An 18,577-nucleotide genomic window follows, 5' to 3' on the forward strand; every position below is an offset into this window, starting at 1 on the left:
GAAGTATGAAAAAATATATATTTATTAGTCCTCTATTGCTATGTCTACTCAGTTTATATTCTTGCTATGACGATAGTAGTACATTAGCAACTAACAATATAGGCAATATTACTTTTACAGAAAAACAGAGTGAACTTTATGTAGGAAGCATGGAAGAATTAACATTGATACCTGACATTCAAATTGCCGAAGGTACCAATACAGATGCATTAACTTATGAATGGGCTCTAACAGAAACTCCTGTCACTTCCTCCTCTTCCTATAATTTTGAATATGAAATTATCAGTACAGATCCTCAATTAAACTATATCGTAGAACGTCCGGTATCTACCTCACCATACACTCTATTATTAACTATAACAGATACTGTTCATGATAATCTGCAATATACTAAATATTGGAAAATATATGTACAAAGCACTTTTCTTGATGGATTATTAATCAGTGACACACAAAATGGTACAACATCAGATCTAACTCTTATAAACAATCAAGCATTTACCGTGAATTATAATAAGGACGAACAAATCTTTCGAAAGATATTAACATCGCTTAATGGACAGCCTTTTAATGGTCTAATGCAAACACTTGTTTATGAAGTGATGGGATATGGTTCATCTATTCAAACAAATCAGGTCTGGACTATTTTAGGTGATGCAACATTAGCGCGTTTTAATTGTCTTGATTATACACAAAATGGTCAATTCGAGGATCAGTCTCTCATCATTGACAAACCCAACGGATTGCAAGTATTATCGGCTTTTCAAAGCCACAGCAATTTTTATATTAATACTTCCAACAATTTGTATACTCTAGCTTCATCAACAGTAAACAGATTTAGTGGTCCTGCTGGGGCATTAAGTTCATATAAAGTAAACAATAACGTAATAGCATATAGTCCCAATACTGGACATGTATCTAATTCTTTATCTGGAGCCGACCAGCAACATCTAACATTTTATGATAAAGAACGTGCTTCATTTATTACTTGTAATGGCTCCGGACAATTTATGCAAGTGAAAAGCTTTGATGCTAATAATAATTTTGATCCGAACAAATTACCCAATCAAACAGCAATTTCAGCTGTTGTATTTGAAGATATGAGCCAAATCGTATTTCTCATGAAAGATGATACGAACGGAACATATTCTATTTACACTTTTAGTAGATACATTGGAGAAGAAGGCCATTATGATGGAGATAACTGGATAGTCACTTCACCTAGTCAACCTGCATCTGCCAGAAATAAATATACGATTCCATCGGAAGGAACCGCACTGCTAGATAAAGCAATATCTATATTCTTTTCAAACAGAAATCTATTATTATATGTAACTACTACTGATGGTATCTACACCATAAATTACGGGGCTGGTAGTACTGCCACTGTTTCGACAACAGCTAAATATACTCCACAATCCGGAGAAATTATTACGAAAGCCAAAATGTATCAACAAGGACTATATAATTACAATTGTAATTTAATTGTCGGAGATAATCCTACTGTCCCTCAAACCGAATGGAATAATAAAGCTATCATTGTTACTACACAATCAAGCGAATATGAAGGAAAGGTACACATTATCCCAATTACACAAGTTGCTAGTGGCACACTCGACCCTTCCAAAGCCAAAACCTATGATGGTTTTGGCAAAATTCTAGATGTAACGACAACAGGATATTAATCTAATTTCATAAAAATACATTAAAGAACTGATATGAGAAAAAAAATCCTCTTACTTGCAGCAATGGTGGTAGCTTCGTCTACCACCATTGACGCACAGCGTAAATTTCCATTCTTCTGGAAAAAAAAGAAGGCAAAAACGGAACAAACAACTCCTGCAAAAAAGGAAAGTGAATATGATAAACTATTTAAGAAGAAGCATGAAACAGCTAAGGGGCTGATTACTCTCCATCTGCTGGATGGAAAAGTATATTTTGAACTTCCTGTGGATTTAATCAATAAAGATATGCTTATTGGCTCCACAGTTACCAGCATCTCTGATAATGGTAATGCCGTGGTCGGTTCCAAACCAACCGATCTACTCCATGTCATGTTTACACGAAATAAAACACATGTACAGTTACGTCAGGTAAATACTGATTATATTACTGGTAGCACACAAATTGATGAAGCTTTACGCAAAAGTACACTAGGAGCGATTATTAGTAACCAGAAAATTCAGGCATATAATAATGACTCAACTGCTATCGTATTCGATATGACCGGAGTTTTCTTAAGCGACAACAAAAAAATGAGTCCATTCGATCGTAATTCAATCTATGGAATGTACAATCGTACAGAGAATTATCAATCCGACTGCTCTTACATTTCACAAATCAAGGCTTTCAAAGATAATGTTTCTATTAAAAGCTGTCTGTCATATACATTCTCTGTCAGCAATTCACAAGGGGCGTCACTCATAAAAGACCGTCCATTCACCGCAGAAATGACACGTTCTATCATGCTGTTGAAAGAAAAGCCTTACCGTCCACGTATGGCAGATTACCGTATCGGTGTATTCTTTACCGGACGCGAACAACTAGGCGAAGGAGCTAAAACGACCGCACCTGTTTACTATGCCAATCGATGGGATATACAACCGTCTGACACTGCTGCCTACCTACGTGGTGAGAAAGTGAAACCCACTAAACAGATTGTTTTCTACATCGATAACACTTTTCCGGAAAAATGGAAACCATATCTGCGGGAAGGAGTCACCCAATGGAATGAATTATTCGAGCAGATTGGATTCAAAGATGTTGTAGCAGCCAAAGATTTCCCGACTGATGATCCGGAATTCGATCCGGACAATATCAAATATTCATGTGTTCGCTATGCTCCATCAAGCATTGAGAATGCTATGGGACCATCATGGGTAGACCCACGAAGCGGAGAAATCTTGAATGCCTCCGTATATTTATATCATAATGTTATCAAGCTTATCAGTAACTGGTTGTTCGTGCAAACAGCACAAGCCGATAAGGATGTACGCACTGTCAATATTCCGGATGAAATGGTTGGAGACGCATTACGCTATGTACTTTCACACGAAATCGGTCACTGTTTAGGGTTTATGCATAATATGGGAGCTTCTTCCACTTTCCCGGTAGATTCTTTACGTTCACCGGAATTCACGCAGAAGTATGGCACTACTCCTTCCATTATGGATTATGCCCGCTTCAACTATGTAGCACAACCTGGCGATAAAGAACGTGGCGTTAAATTGACTCCACCCCGCTTTGGTGAATACGACAAATACCTCATAAAATGGACGTATACTCCGGTATTCAATGTTAATTCTGCAGAGGAAGAAGCAATTATAACAGGCAAATGGATCAGTGATGCCATTAAAGAAAATCCAGTGTACCGATATGGAAAACAACAAGTATATGGAGTTGTTGATCCCCGTTCACAAACGGAAGATATTGGTGACAACTCTATGAAAGCAACTCGATATGGCATCAAGAACCTTAAGTATATCATGAATAATTTGGAAAGTTGGATTTCCGAAGGTGACGATACATACGAATACCGTGAAGATTTATTTATTGGTATCGTAGAACAACTTGCAATGTATGTTACCCATGTAGCAGGCAATGTAGGTGGCTATTTTGTCAACGAAGTTAAAGAAGGGGACACAATGCCACGTTTTGCACAAATTCCGAAGGCACAACAAAAAGAAGCCCTGAATTACCTATTCGAAATTTATAATGATCTGGATTGGCTTGACAACAAAAACTTATTAACTAAATTTCCGGTTTCCGGTTCCCCTAAACAAACTATTCAAAACTTCATGTTGAGATATATACTGCCTGTACCTTTTCAGGTATCACAATACGAAGGATTAGAGAAAGATTCATTTACTGCTGCCGAGGCTTTCAACATGATATACAATTTTGTATGGAAACCGACCATTTCCGGACGTACATTAACAGAATCCCAAATGAATCTCCAGAAACAATATATATACATGATGATGCAAACTGCCGGTTTCACAATTAAAGGAGCCGGGAAAGCATTGACCGGAGAAAAACCACTTGACATCAATCACCGCCAGTTCGGATATACTTGTTGCCAGGGACATGCTATCAAAGAGGATGTTATACACAACCCTGTAGCAGGTTTTGAATGGAGACCGTTGAATCGTTTTTCTATGACAGCCAAAGTTACCCAGGCAGATGTATACGCATATATAGCTAAAGCCAAACAACTGATGAAACAAAAGGCAGCCAGTGCATCAGGGAAGACGAAAGCTCACTATGAATTATTATTAAAGATGCTCGACATCAACTTAAAATAAGGGAGGGACAAAAGATGAAAATACTATTTTTATGGTTGATGGCAATTTTGTTGATTATCGGATCAACAAATGAAGCCAATGCCCGCTCCAAAAAGAAAAAAGGAAAAGCAAAAACCGAACAACAGACTGACAGTGTTCAAAAGAAAAAAAAGAGTGTCTACGACAAGCTTTTCAAAGATAAGAAGAAGCATACAGTCAATAAAGGGACAATCACAGTTCATCAGTACGAGGATAAGATTTATCTGGAACTACCAGTTGAATTAATGGGACGGGATTTTTTAGTGAACTCTGCCATCACTACTGCAAGTGACATTTCGCTGGCGGGCACAAAAGCTGCTCAAAGTAGATATCTGATTATTGATAAAACCGATTCATTAATATTATTCCGAGATCCGAAATACAATGTTCGCCTCAACGAACAGGACGATAATCAAGAAGCGGCTTTTGCATTATCTCGTAGTAATGCTATTTACAAAGCATTTCCAATTGAAGGATACACCAGCGATTCAACGGCTGTTGTATTTAATGCCACTTCCTATTTCTCTTGTTCCAATAAAGATGTACTCAATCTTAGCGGACGCAGTTATGGAGGTATGCTCACAATTGTAAGTGCTTCCCCTCAAAGTAAAACATCTTTTGTAGACTCTGTAGACGCATTCGACAATTGTATCAGTATCACCCAAAACTGTACTGCAAAGTTGAGCATCAGCATCATGGGATTCATCTCCAAAGAACAACCGGAATTAACAATGTCGGTGCAAACAACATTAGCCCTACTGTCGAAAGAAAAGATGAATACCCGCGAAGCCAACCCACGTGTAGGAACAGGGTATATATCATACACAGACTATCGTAATGAAAAACGTTTCAAGAAAGGATATTATGTAACACGGCGTAATATAACGACGCAACAACCTGTTGTCTTCTACATCGACACTCTGATTCAAGATAGCTGGGTAAAAGCCATCCAAAAAAGTGCAGATGAATGGAATATAATATTTGAAGACTTAGGAATAGGAAAACCAATCATAATAAAACCGTATGAGAAAGATTCAACTTTCCGTGCTAATAACCCAATGATAAATACGATTGCTTTTCTGAATAACAACAACTCGGAAGTTACCGCATACAATGTCACAGACTTACGCACTGGAGAAATTTTAAGTACCAAGATAGGAGTACCACGCGACCTTGCCGTCAGCGTACGTCGCAATGGAGTATACCAAATGGCAGAGATTGATCCGCGCTTCCGGACTTATTACATTGCCGATGAGGTGATCTGTGAGAATCTGACAGCACGTATGCTAAAAGCATTTGGTCTTAGTTTGGGATTGACAACTAATTTGGCTGGTTCTGCAGCATACTCCCCTGAAGAACTGCGTTCACCCGAGTTTACTCAAAAATATGGTATCACAGCTTCAGTCATGGACAACGTATTATACAATTATCTGGCACAGCCCGGTGATAAAGAAAAAGGAGTGGTATTGATTGTCGACAAACCGGGTGTATGTGATGCATTTACGCTCAAATATCTGTATGCCGCCACCAGTGAAAATGAATCAGACATGTTGAAGAAATGGGCTATGGAACACGATGGAGATCCACGCTATTTCTATGGAAAGCGTTCACCAGCTTATGCTACAGACCCGCGTTGCCAAAACTATGATTTAGGTAATGATCCGATAGCCTCTTTAGATGCACAAATCGCTCATGTGAAGTATGTAGTTAAAAATAGTCCTGCCTGGTTTCACGACAATAATATTCCCAATGATTACCGGGAGCTATTTCCTGATTTTGTGATTATTGAATTAATCAATAAAACATTGTCACCTGTATCTTCTTATATCGGAGGTATTTATATCAATGAAGCCAACGAAAAAAGCAATGTTCCTTCATATCAACCGGTATCGGCAGATATGCAAAAGAAAGTCTTACAAAAGATATTCAGTACCTTCTATGATTTAAGTTGGCTGGACTCTAATAAGGATTTCTTGCGTTTAGGTGGTGTCAATCCTGATATGTCAACATGGATTTACAATAACGGGTACCCAATGATGTCTTTGATGTTTCGTTTGATGCGTATGGGATTGAGTGTAGAGAAATCAACTAGACCTTATACCCAAGAAGCATATTTGAATGATATAGAGAAACAATTATTCAAAGAAACTTTAAATGGGAAACCTTTAAGTGCTCCAATGATTGCACAACTGTCTGTATATATCAGTTCTTTAAAAGGAATGTGTCCGACATTAAAGGCTATTGACAAGGCTGTATCAACAAGAGTAACTTCCATTGCTCTCAACGAGCAAACTAATCATAAGTTACAATCATTAGGATTGCTGACAACTTTTGCCTCTATATCTGCAACAGAAAAACAATCTGGTATGGAACCTATGACTTCTGTTAATTTTTACTCCGGTACAGATATCGAAGCCATTTGCTATGATAAGTTGAAAAGTACACGTCGCTATTTGATACAAGCTCGTTCTTTGGCTAGTAATGATATTGAACGTGGAAAATGCGATTATTTGATAGCGATGATTGACAGGGTAATTTAGCCTTTCCTCTACCATTCAACGTGTATGTTTATAAAAAGTTTAGTGACAGTAAAATGTATAACAATTAAAAAAAATTATATTATGAAGCAGATTATTTTATTCATTGTATTCATATTTACTATAATGATGTGTTCTTTTGCACAAGAAGCCCCGTCCTCTCCAATAATCAAGGGAAGAGACAATAAAAGTACAGAGTTTTTCAAAAACAAAAAACTTCAATCTCCGATCTCCCCAATGGTCCTTTTCAGTCAGAAAATCACAGGGGTTGTTTATACTGAAGGAGGAAAAGAGGTACTAATAGGTGCGAGCGTTATCGAAGTGGGTAGTACTAATGGTATTATAACTGATATTGATGGAGAATATAGTATAGGCATTTCTAAGGCCGACAAAAAAATTCTCCAAGCAAGTTATCTGGGTTATGAAACAAAACAAGAATGAATTGGAAGCCGTAAGGTGGTGAACTTCTTCCTAAAAGAAAGTTCACAAGCCTTAGACAAATAAAACCACACACTATCACTAAACTTTTTATAAAACAGCAATATGAAAAAATTTATTTCTATTTTTTTATTGTTATACATTACTTTACCGATAAATGCTCAAGATAAAACAAATGAGCTATCGGGATTTATTATACACAAACAAGAAAATGGATCTAATGGTTCATTAGACGGTGCCAATATCTTTTTGATCTATGCAAAAGACACACTGAAAACAACAAGCATAAATGGAGTATTCCGTTTCAAACCCATAAAAACAGGAAAAGCAAAACTCATTATCACTGCAATAGGGTGTCGGAAAGTTGAAAAAGAATTAAATATAATAGCTGGAAAGAATTCTAATCTTTACATAGAAATTTTGGATGAATCCATCCAACTGGAGGAAGTCACCATCAAGGGCAGAATCCCCATTGTGACCCAAAATGGCGACACGCTAATATTCAACCCGAAGGCAGTCAACGTACAAGAAGGGGATGTCGCTATGAATATAGTCGAGCAACTTCCCGGAACAGAGACTGACGACCATTCCGTCAAAATCATGGGAAAACAAGTAACCAAAACTTATATAGACGGCAGACTAATATTCGGAAGTGACCCAATGGCAGCACTAAAGAATCTTTCTGCAACAGATGTATTAAAAATCAAGGCTTATGATGAATATGAAAATACGAAAACAAAAAAACTAATGTACAGAGGGGATCTCACCAGAGTGCTCAACATAGAAACCAAAAGCAAACTCATCAGCTCATGGAAGGCACACCTATTGGCTAGTATAGGCAGCAACATGGACTCAAAGGACGACAGAGGAAAGTTCCGTAAAGGGCTCGGACTCACCACTAACTTTTTCTCCGAGAAATTTTTACTCACAAGTAATGTATTTCACAATAATATCAACCGAAAATCAAATAATATCAAAAATGTTCTTTCCATTTCCGATCCTGGTAGTACTTACAACGAAACGACTTATGCAGATCTGGCTACGGAACGCTCATGGGACACAGAAAATGGAACATACGGTACATTTAGAGCATTTTACACTTTCGGATATAATCGCGATAATACAAATACACGATCCGAACAACATTATTTTCCTAGCAACAATTATCAGCAGCGCCTTTATGAAGAACAAAATAGCAACAGTGACAGAAAACAAAATCACTATTCCGAATTTTCTTTCTCCAATTCAAATGACAAATGGGGAGAATTCCGTTGGAACCAGCTTATAACATATAACAACAACAAAGATTGGCAATCGCTTTACATCTATAATGAAGAAAACAATCTTCAAACATCGAAAAGCCTGATGCATTACGATAATCTAAACAAGAATTTTCATGTGAAGGAAGATGTCAGTTATGTCAACAGTATTACCGACAGAATCGGATATACATTAGAAAGTTCAGTAGATATAAATAAAGGCAAAAATCATTCATTACGGATAGACACATTAGAAAGTTCGACAACACAAACTTATCTGACTATTCCATCAAAACTCCGCAATACGGAGTGGAACGGCAATGCGCAATTAATATATATACTGAATCCAGAAAATGACACCCAAATATCTTTTGACTATTCCGTTAAATACGAAAACGGATGGAAACACCAATTCGCCTGGAATATGTTGAGCCCCACAAATCCACAAACAGACGAAGCCAATACATATAGTTATAAAATAAATAACCTGACACAAAAACAGGAAGTTTCATTTCACTTTTTTCCCTTTCAAAAAACAAGTTGTGACATTTCAGCAGGACTTAAAGAAAGTACACTTAAGCGAGAAGAAAAAGAAATGAATAACTACCGTAAAACATTCATCTCTCCAACAGTAGCAATATCTTTTGTACATACAGATATAACAAAGTCATGGAGTGCCGCTTACAGACTGCATAATTTTATACCAAACATAGTGCAGTTACGCCCACAAATAGATAACAGCAATCCTTACATGCTGCGCAGTGGAAATCCCAACTTAAAACAATCATATCTACATTCATTCCTCTTCAATTGCAACCGTATGTTGGGAAAACACAACCACACCATAGGTATTATTATCAGTACCTCTATCCGCCAACACTCTCCTGTTGCAAAGACAACCTATTACAATGCCGAAACTTATCTACCGGAATTGCAATATACAGCACCTGCACACAGTTCTCTAATTAGTTTTGAAAACGTAGAAGGATATTGGGACATAAAAGGCAAATTGATATGGCAGGCGCCTATACGTAGCATAAAATCCAAATATACCTTATCTACCGGATTCAACTACGAACATAACCCATATTATATAGGAGAAAATAAGACAACAACACGTACCTATGCTCCATTGATCGAACATTTCCTACTTTGCAGCCTAACTAAAAGATTAAAAGTAACAATCAGTGCCAATACCCATTATGTACATAGCATCAATACTGAAAATTATACAGGTAAAACATTCTATCAGACGGCAGGAGCAATGTTAGATATAAGCCAAATATGTAAATACTTCTATCTAAGTAGTCATTATAATTTCATTTTCAGCCGTGATTATGGAATCAATAAAGAGATTAATCGCAATCACACCCTAAACTTGAATGTAGGCTGTAAAATATTAAATCGCAAAGGAGACATTAGTATTGCCGCATACGACTTACTAAATAGTCATCGGACTTTCAACAGCCAAATGTATTCCAACTACATTCAAAATACATGGACCAATTATTATGGACGTTTTTTCACCATAAACTTTGCTTATCGGTTTGGTAAAGTGAAATCGAACTACGAAGGTACTACAAACGATGGAAGCATACGCGAATATAGACCGATGTCAGGAAAAATATGAATTTCATAGCTATCCAAATGAAAAAAGAGGAGTTGCATGGTAATATAAATAAGAAATCTATTAATCATTTAAAATAAAAAGTATGAGTACTCCTATTGTCGAAGTCAAGCATTTATCCCATCGTTATAGTGTCGATTGGGCCATTCGCGATATCAATTTTTCTATTGAAAAAACAGGAATATTAGGTCTGTTAGGGTCTAATGGAGCAGGTAAATCCACCACTATGAATATCATCTGTGGAGTTTTAAATCAAACGGAAGGGGATGTATTTATCAATGGCATCGATCTACGAAAAAATCCGGTTGAAGCCAAAAAACATATTGGTTTCTTACCTCAAAAGCCACCTCTCCATCCAGACTTGACTGTCGACGAATATCTCATACACTGTGCCACATTGCGGAGAATAGAGAAATCAAAAGTTCGTGAAGCCGTAGAAATAGCCAAAGAACGTTGCGCTATTGCCCATTTTAGCAAACGGCTGATAAAAAATCTTTCAGGCGGATATCAACAAAGAGTAGGAATTGCACAGGCTATTGTACATAATCCTCCATTCGTAGTACTTGATGAACCTACAAACGGGCTTGATCCTAACCAAATTGTCGAAATACGCAATCTGATTAAAGAAATTGCTGAAGATCATTCTGTCCTACTCTCCACTCATATCCTGTCGGAAGTGCAAGCTACCTGCAATGATATTCGTATGATTGAACATGGTAAAGTCGTATTTTCAGGTAGCATGAAAGACTTTGACAACTATGTGGTTCCAAGTAGTTTCACCGTTACATTTGCCCTTCCCCCTTCTATAGAAGAACTAGCAAAGATAGAACATGTGTTGAATATAGAAGAACTCTATCCCGGTACATTCCGGATACGCTTTGATGACGATGAAAACATAACTGAACGAGTAGTAGCCTTAAGCATACAAAACGGATGGCGGCTGAAAGAAATCACGATGGAACGCTGCTCTCTTGACATAATCTTTGCACAACTATCGGGAAAACTTAAAAATAATATCTAACATGACGGATTTAAAGATTATAATGCGTATTGCCCGAACCGATCTGGCCATTTTATTCTATTCGCCGATTGCATGGTTCATATTGATTGTTTTCTCATTCCTGACAACATCAAGTTTTACGTTATTAATGGAGAATATAGTGACCGACTATGATCTGTCAGGAGGCAAAGAAGTTTCTTTGAGCGGTATCTGCTTCTTAGGTAGTTACGGTTTTTTGTCCTCCGTCGTATCAAACATATACATCTATATTCCATTGTTGACAATGGGACTCATCAGTCGCGAAACGGCATCGGGTTCAATCAAACTGGCATATTCATCCCCAGTCACCAGTGGTCAGATCGTATTGGGTAAATATCTTGCAGCCATCGGATTTGGTTGCTGTCTGATGCTTGTCCCGATAGCCAGTGCTATTTATGGCAGTTTGGTAATCCCTTCTTTTGATTGGGCTCCTGTACTAGTCGCCCTTCTAGGACTCTATTTATTAATATGCGCCTATTGCGCTATCGGGCTCTTTATGTCCTCACTCACGACTTATCAAGTAGTAGCAGCAGTTGGGACTCTTATTATATTAGCTATACTGAATTTCGTAGGAAGTATCGGCCAGGAATACGATTTTATACGCGAACTGACTTATTGGCTGTCAATAAACGGAAGAACAATCGATATGCTGAATGGAGTAATTCGGAGTGAAGATGTGATTTATTTTGTGGTCGTAGTAACCCTTTTCCTTACATTCACCACTTTCAAACTTGCATCCGACCGGCGCACTATCAGTCGTTTCCGGCAAGCAATCAGCTATCTGGGATTTTTTGTCGCAGCAATGGCAATTGGCTATTTCACTTCACGTCCGGGAATGATTAAGGTATGGGATACAACACGCACTAAACTAAACTCACTTACCGAAAATAGCCAACACGTATTAGCAAAATTGACAGGACCGGTAACTATTACCAATTATGTTAACCTACTTGATAACAAATCATATCGCTACCTCCCTATCATGAAGAAAGCGAATGAAACAATCTTCGAACCTTATTGTCTCGCTAAACCGGACCTGCAAGTGAAATATGTCTATTATTATGATTTCGCCCCCAACGGCGTTGCAAATAATCCTAAGTTTCAAGGCAAAACAGTAGATGAGATGCGTGATTATATGACCATGATTTATAACTTGAATCCTCATTTATTCAAATCTCCGGAAGAAATCCGCCAAATCATCGACCTGCGTGAAGAACAAAATACATTTGTTCGCATTATGGAAACGCAAGATGGAAAACGTACCTTCATCCGTGATTTTGAAGATATGGATGCAACGCCATCCGAAGCGGAAATTACAGCAGCCATCAAAAAGATGATTTCAACTCCTCCCACTGTTGCCTTTATCAAAGGAGACGGTGAACGTGAGGTGTCCAAATCCGGTGACCGCGATTATAGCAACTTCTCCATTGAGAAATATTCTAGAGCCGCCTTAATTAATCAAGGCTTTGATGTCTGCGAGATCGACATTTCTCACGGAGACACCATTTCTTCCCTAATCAATATCGTGGTCCTTGCAGAAATGAGAACCCCGCTTACAGAAAAAGGAGAAAATCAACTGGAGGCTTACCTGGCTCGTGGAGGTAATTTATTTATTCTCACCGATACAGGCAGGCAAGAAGTTATGAATCCTTTTTTAAGCAAATTCGGTATCAAAATGGAAGAATACCAACTGGCACAATCTTCCGTTGATTTCTCTCCTAATCTGATTCTAGCCAAAGCAACCCGTGAATCGGAAAAACTTACATTCGGATTCAAAGAAGATTTTCTCCAATATGATTTACGCGTCTCTATGCCCGGATGTGTAGCCCTTACATCCTCCGACAACGATTACGGCTTCCAATATACTCCGATTCTTGAAACAAACGCCAAAGGTGTATGGATTGAAAAAGAACAAACAGATTTACAGGAATTGCCAGTAGAATGTAATGCTTCGGCAGGAGAGAAAGAACAAACCTATATCACAGCCTATGCCCTTTCACGCCAACTGAAAGATAAAGAGCAGCGTATTATCATCTCTGGTGATGCGGATTGCATAAGCAACACCGAACTGACTCTTTCACGCGAAGGATATAGATCAGGAAACTTTAATCTGATTATCGAAAGCTTCCGCTGGCTTTCCGGAGGAGAATTTCCGATCGACGTACGCCGTCCCCATTGTACCGATAACAAACTTTCGATCGGAGTGAAAGATATTGGTACAATGAAAACTATTTTCATAATCATTATACCAGCTATCCTCTTACTTATAGGAGTTGGCATCTGGTTTTTCCGCAGAAGAAATTAATAAGAGAAAAAGATGAACTTAAGACTTATACTTAGAATAGCCCGTACCGAACTAGCGGTACTCTTTTACTCACCGGTCGCATGGTTGCTACTGATTGCATTTACATGCCAGGTAGGATTCGATTTTATGAATATCCTGACGGAAATAGTAAAAATAAAAGCATTGGGCAACACGATCACTTTCAGTGTCACAGCCGGTTTTGTCCTTGGTCTCAAAGGAATATATGAAGTAATCCAGGAAACGATCTATCTGTATATTCCTTTATTAACCATGAACTTGATGAGTCGTGAATATTCATCAGGCTCTATCAAACTACTTTATTCATCACCGGTAAATAGTATCCAAATCATTACCGGCAAGTTTGTATCAATGGTGGTATTCGCCCTGATCTTTGTCATCATCCTTGCCCTACCGACAATCGTAATGTTTATCTCCGTGCCGCATGTCGATATTACACTTATCTTGGCGGGATTGTTATCCATGTTTCTGTTGATACTGACCTATTGTTCTATCGGTCTCTTTATGACCACACTCACATCTTACCAGGTTGTGGCAGCTGTCGCCACCCTTTCCGCATTAGCATTTCTCAATTATGTGGGAGGAATTGGGCAGGAGTCCATATTCTTTAGAGAAATTACTTATTGGCTATCCATTAAAGGACGTGCCAGTGAGATGGTTGGAGGATTGATATGTAGCGATGACGTTATCTATTTCCTTGCCGTAATTTTATTATTCCTCTGGCTATCGGTCATTAAACTGAACAACGAAAAAACACACCGTTCACTCCTTTCAAAAACAATGCGCTATGCCTTAGCTGTATGTACCATTATAGTTATCGGCTTTGTCAGTTCCCGTCCGGCAATGATGAGCTTTTATGATGCTACCCGCAGCAAACAACGTACACTTTCGGAAGAAAGTCAGAAAGTGATGAAGCAATTATCCGGACCTATGACAATCACAACTTACGTCAATATTTTCGATAAAGAATTTGATGTCGCTTCTCCAAAAGAGCAAAAAGAGGATATGGCACGCTTCAAAATGTACACACGTTTCAAACCGGAGATAAAGATGGAGTATGTTTACTATTACTCCACACCGAAAGACAGTGCCCTTTATCGCCAATATCCGAATAAGAACATTCGTGAGATAGCTTATGAAGTTGCCAAGAAAAAGAACTTCAATCCCCAAAAGCTGAAAAGTGCCGAAGAACTGAAAGAAAAAATAGACTTGGCAAAAGAAAACTACCGATTTGTGCGTGTTGTTGAGCGTGGATCCGGTGAACAAGCCCGCCTTCGCTTGTTCGACGATATGGAATATCACCCTTCTGAAACAGAAATCTCCGCAGCATTGAAGAAAATGCTTGTTACTCCTGTGAAGGTAGGCGCCATCACAGGACATCAGGAACGTTCCACCACTAAAAAGGGAGATCAGGATTACTCACTTTTTGCCACACATGGACGCTTTCGTTATTCCATGATTAATCAAGGTTTTGATTTGGTGGAACTGAATCTGAAGGATATGAATGATATACCAAGTAATATCAATATATTACTTATCGCTGAAATGCGTTCTTCCATGAGTTCCAAAGAACAAGAAATCATAGATCGTTTTCTTGAACGCGGAGGTAATATAATGATTATGGGGGACGTCGGACGTCAGGAAGTAATGAATCCTTTACTCCGGAAAGTTGGTTTAAAACTGTTGCCGGGAATCATTGCACAACCTTCTGATGTTAATCCCGGAGAACTCGTTCTCGCGAAAGCTACCCAGATAGCCGCCGACAGTATAGGAGGCTTCTACAAACGTATGGTTGACAGGCAGACGCATAGCGCAGTCACCATGCCATCGGCTGTTGCTCTGGAAGTTGTCGATACAACAAAATTCCATCCAATAGTTTTATTACAAAGCAACGCTCAACAAACATGGATTGAGTATCAAACAAAAGATTTTGTGAATGATTCCCTTTCTTTGGACTCTCTTCAAGGTGAAAAGCTAGGAGCCTATCCCACGGCAATAGCGTTAACCCGCAAGATAAAAGGCAAAGATAAAAAACAACGGATCATTGTGTTGGGTGATGCAGACTGTTTCAGCAATGCCGAACTACAAAAAAGCTCAAGACCGGGTATCTATTCATTCAACTTCAATATGATTCCCGGTTCATTCCGTTGGCTATGCTATAATGAATTTCCGGTATCTTCTTCCAGAGCCCCTTATCTCGACAAAGATATCAGCCTGACTCCTATGGTTCTATCCACTATCAAAATTATCTATTGCTATGGCATTCCATTTATTATTGGTCTGTGTGGCATTTGGATATGCTGGAGAAGAAGAAAACGATAAAAAGAAAGAATTAGACTTCCGGCAAGCAGATTTTGTGCCTGTCGGAAGTCTAATTCTTTCATAAACTCCTTCAAAACTATGCCTTCAACCGCATCACAAACCGACTTCCCTTCCCCAATTCACTCTCTACCGTCAGCGTACCACCATGAGCTTCCACAAAATCCTTAGAAATAGATAATCCCAAGCCACTGCCTTGTACTTTCGTTCCGGGTACACGGAAATAACGGTCGAAGATGCTTTTGTGATAACGCGGATCAATGCCTTTGCCAAAGTCCTGGACATACAATTCGATCCAGTTCTCATCCTGTTTGGCACCGATAATCACACGCCCGTTTTCCTTTGAATAACGAATAGCGTTACTTAACAGATTCGTCAACACCCAGGCAATCTTCTCACTGTCGACAAAAAGTTTGCCGATTTTCTCTTCCGGATATTCCACTTCTATCTGGATATTAAACTTATCCGCTTGCACTTGATTAGCTTTAATCGCATATTCGATCAACTCAATCGGTTTGGTGATCTTCGGCATAAACTGTAGTTTTCCCGCTTCCACCTGGGTCATGTTAAGCAATTCTCCGGTGATACTCAACAAACGCTCGCTATTCTCCTTGATACTCTTAGACAGTTGCTCCTGTTCATCATTCAATGCACCGACACGCTTATCTTCCAACAGCTGGAGGCTCATCATAATAGCAGCAATCGGAGTCTTCAGTTCATGAGATATCGTCGAGATAAATGTAGTCTTGGCAGAATCCAGTTCCTTAAATTCCGTGATATTCTTTAATAAAATAACATCACCCAGTTTGCGAGGTTCCCCTTTTTCAGCCTCCGTATTAATGATAGGGACATAAGAGGCCTTAAAGTAACTCTCTTTGTCGTCAGCATATATCTTCAATGGTTCCTTCTGCTCGCTTGGCGTCACCAGTTCACGGATCAACCGCCGCAACAGGTCATTCTTCAAAGCCAGTTCCTCCGCCGATTGACGAATCACATTCTCCCGTTTCAGATTCAAGACATTGAGTGCTTCCTCATTGATAAACAGAATTTCACGCTCCATATTCAAGCCGATCACCGGATCATCTATACTGTTTACAATTGCTTCAATAAATTTCTTTGCAGAAAGAATATCCGACAAAGTACTGGCACGATATTCGGTCAAACGCTCCGCCATCCGGTTAAAACTATCCGCCACATCCCGGAATTCTTCATTATTATTCATCTGCAGACGCTTCTCATAATTATGATTGGCTATTTCAAGAATTCCCTCTTTCAGTTCTTTAATAGGCTTACTGATAGTACGGGGCAACCAATAAAGCAATATCAGTCCGGTCAAGATACAGATTCCTCCCGTTACGGAAATCCATAACAAAGCACGTTCCAATCCGGGCGTAGCAGCAGGACTATCAGGTTCTGTCGCTGTCAGAATTTGAAGATTCACAACTGAAAGTGTTACCAGCAAAATAATCATTCCGGCCAGCATTCCGATACCGAGAATCAGTTTCGTTTTAATATTCATAACGTTCATACGATTAATATTATGCAAGTATAATCAAATCTACATTAGCTTGTGACAAATTATTTAAAAACTTTCTATATCCCAGTATAGAACAAATAGCGTATGGCAACCTTAAATTAGGAGTTCCCATGCAAACAGTCGATATCTGTTTCTCTTTACAAACCTTGACGATGCTCCCCAAAATATCCTTCGACTGCACCTGCACCACCTCTCCCCCAAGTTCCGCCACAAGCTTAAAATGGTTCAACAGATACCGTTGACTGGCTAGATCAATTCTATCCATACTCTCTTTCGGAGTCTGAACATACAGGGCTATAAAAGTAGTATTATACCGGGTTGCCAACTTTGCCGCCTTTCTGATAATTCGCCGAGGTGTTTTCTCATGACTACTGATACAAGCCATAAATTTCTCGTGCCGAAGTCCGACGGCTACTCCCATCACCACCTCATTCTCCACCTTTTTTTCTACCCGCAACGCTACTTCCTTCAAAGCCAACTCACGTAACTGAAGAATATTCTCTGTCCGAAAGAAATTGTCCAATGCCGTCTGAATCTTTTCCGGACGATAGATCTTTCCCGCTTTCAAACGTGCAATCAGTTCCTCTGCCGTCAAGTCAATATTCACCACCTCATCCGCTTCCTGAAGCACACTGTCGGGCACTCGTTCTTTCACTTCAATACCCGTAATCTCCTGCACTTCTTCATTCACGCTTTCGATGTGCTGAATATTGATTGCCGAGATTACATTGATTCCCTCATCCAGCAAAGTTATCACATCCTGCCAACGTTTCTCGTTCAAGCTACCTTCTACATTCGTATGAGCCAGTTCATCCACAATTACAATTTCCGGATGGACACGGATAATCGTATCCAGATCCATTTCTTCCAATTCTTTCCCCTTATAGAAGATTTTGCGACGCGGAATGACAGGGAGCCCTTGCAGCAATGCTTCCGTCCCGGCGCGTCCATGAGTTTCGATATAGCCGATTTGCACGTTCACACCGTTCTCCAGCAGTTCATGCGCCTCCTGAAGCATACGATATGACTTTCCCACACCGGCTATCATACCGATATAGACCTTGAATTTGCCCCGGTGGGACTTCTTTATCAGATCCAAAAAATACTGTACACTATGTTCTCTATCATCCATTACGTCAATCTGTTATTTTAAACATCCTAACCCGTAGTAATCAT

The 18,577-nt window shown here is 39.1% G+C and carries 10 protein-coding genes; 8 read left to right on the forward strand and 2 right to left on the reverse strand.

Translation table 11 applies throughout. The annotated features are described in order from the left end of the window. Positions 1-5: 5 nt before the first annotated feature. The 8 genes from NQ505_RS01175 (at position 6) to NQ505_RS01210 (ending at position 15,867) form a co-directional block, all read left to right on the forward strand. Positions 6-1,685, forward strand: coding sequence for a PKD-like family lipoprotein (locus NQ505_RS01175; RefSeq protein WP_004326459.1), 1,680 nt, complete (start codon positions 6-8; stop codon positions 1,683-1,685). Between the two features lie 33 nt (positions 1,686-1,718). Continuing rightward, complete coding sequence (locus tag NQ505_RS01180; RefSeq protein ID WP_008999062.1) at positions 1,719-4,304, forward strand: zinc-dependent metalloprotease; 2,586 nt, start codon at positions 1,719-1,721, stop codon at positions 4,302-4,304. A gap of 14 nt (positions 4,305-4,318) precedes the next feature. Further along, a complete protein-coding gene (locus NQ505_RS01185) occupies positions 4,319-6,862 on the forward strand; it encodes a zinc-dependent metalloprotease (protein ID WP_008999063.1) in 2,544 nt (847 codons plus the stop codon). A gap of 81 nt (positions 6,863-6,943) precedes the next feature. After that, positions 6,944-7,300: a carboxypeptidase-like regulatory domain-containing protein gene (locus tag NQ505_RS01190; protein ID WP_004326462.1), complete on the forward strand. Its 357-nt coding sequence runs from the start codon at positions 6,944-6,946 to the stop codon at positions 7,298-7,300. Between the two features lie 102 nt (positions 7,301-7,402). Then, complete coding sequence (locus NQ505_RS01195; protein ID WP_008999064.1) at positions 7,403-10,186, forward strand: outer membrane beta-barrel protein; 2,784 nt, start codon at positions 7,403-7,405, stop codon at positions 10,184-10,186. Between the two features lie 82 nt (positions 10,187-10,268). Continuing rightward, positions 10,269-11,204, forward strand: coding sequence for an ABC transporter ATP-binding protein (locus NQ505_RS01200; protein WP_008999065.1), 936 nt, complete (start codon positions 10,269-10,271; stop codon positions 11,202-11,204). Position 11,205: 1 nt separating this feature from the next. Continuing rightward, a complete protein-coding gene (locus tag NQ505_RS01205; RefSeq protein ID WP_008999066.1) occupies positions 11,206-13,527 on the forward strand; it encodes a Gldg family protein in 2,322 nt (773 codons plus the stop codon). A gap of 12 nt (positions 13,528-13,539) precedes the next feature. Beyond that, positions 13,540-15,867, forward strand: coding sequence for a Gldg family protein (locus tag NQ505_RS01210; protein ID WP_008999067.1), 2,328 nt, complete (start codon positions 13,540-13,542; stop codon positions 15,865-15,867). 76 nt (positions 15,868-15,943) lie between these two features. On the opposite strand, the gene NQ505_RS01215 is transcribed toward NQ505_RS01210, so the two are convergent. Both NQ505_RS01215 and NQ505_RS01220 read right to left on the reverse strand, forming a co-directional pair. Continuing rightward, positions 15,944-17,383, reverse strand: a complete 1,440-nt coding sequence (locus NQ505_RS01215) for an ATP-binding protein (protein WP_004326467.1) — start codon at positions 17,381-17,383, stop codon at positions 15,944-15,946. Between the two features lie 19 nt (positions 17,384-17,402). After that, positions 17,403-18,533, reverse strand: a complete 1,131-nt coding sequence (locus NQ505_RS01220; RefSeq protein WP_004309023.1) for a sensor protein KdpD — start codon at positions 18,531-18,533, stop codon at positions 17,403-17,405. Positions 18,534-18,577 lie beyond the last annotated feature (44 nt).

The sequence above is a fragment of the Bacteroides sp. D2 genome (genome assembly GCF_025147085.1).
Lineage (GTDB): Bacteria > Bacteroidota > Bacteroidia > Bacteroidales > Bacteroidaceae > Bacteroides.

Coding starts and splice junctions, on each gene's coding strand:
- NQ505_RS01190 (WP_004326462.1), top strand. CDS start 6,944: ATGAAGCAGATTATTTTATTCATTGTATTCATATTTACTATAATGATG.
- NQ505_RS01180 (WP_008999062.1), top strand. CDS start 1,719: ATGAGAAAAAAAATCCTCTTACTTGCAGCAATGGTGGTAGCTTCGTCT.
- NQ505_RS01205 (WP_008999066.1), top strand. CDS start 11,206: ATGACGGATTTAAAGATTATAATGCGTATTGCCCGAACCGATCTGGCC.
- NQ505_RS01220 (WP_004309023.1), bottom strand. CDS start 18,533: ATGGATGATAGAGAACATAGTGTACAGTATTTTTTGGATCTGATAAAG.
- NQ505_RS01215 (WP_004326467.1), bottom strand. CDS start 17,383: ATGAATATTAAAACGAAACTGATTCTCGGTATCGGAATGCTGGCCGGA.
- NQ505_RS01185 (WP_008999063.1), top strand. CDS start 4,319: ATGAAAATACTATTTTTATGGTTGATGGCAATTTTGTTGATTATCGGA.
- NQ505_RS01175 (WP_004326459.1), top strand. CDS start 6: ATGAAAAAATATATATTTATTAGTCCTCTATTGCTATGTCTACTCAGT.
- NQ505_RS01200 (WP_008999065.1), top strand. CDS start 10,269: ATGAGTACTCCTATTGTCGAAGTCAAGCATTTATCCCATCGTTATAGT.
- NQ505_RS01195 (WP_008999064.1), top strand. CDS start 7,403: ATGAAAAAATTTATTTCTATTTTTTTATTGTTATACATTACTTTACCG.
- NQ505_RS01210 (WP_008999067.1), top strand. CDS start 13,540: ATGAACTTAAGACTTATACTTAGAATAGCCCGTACCGAACTAGCGGTA.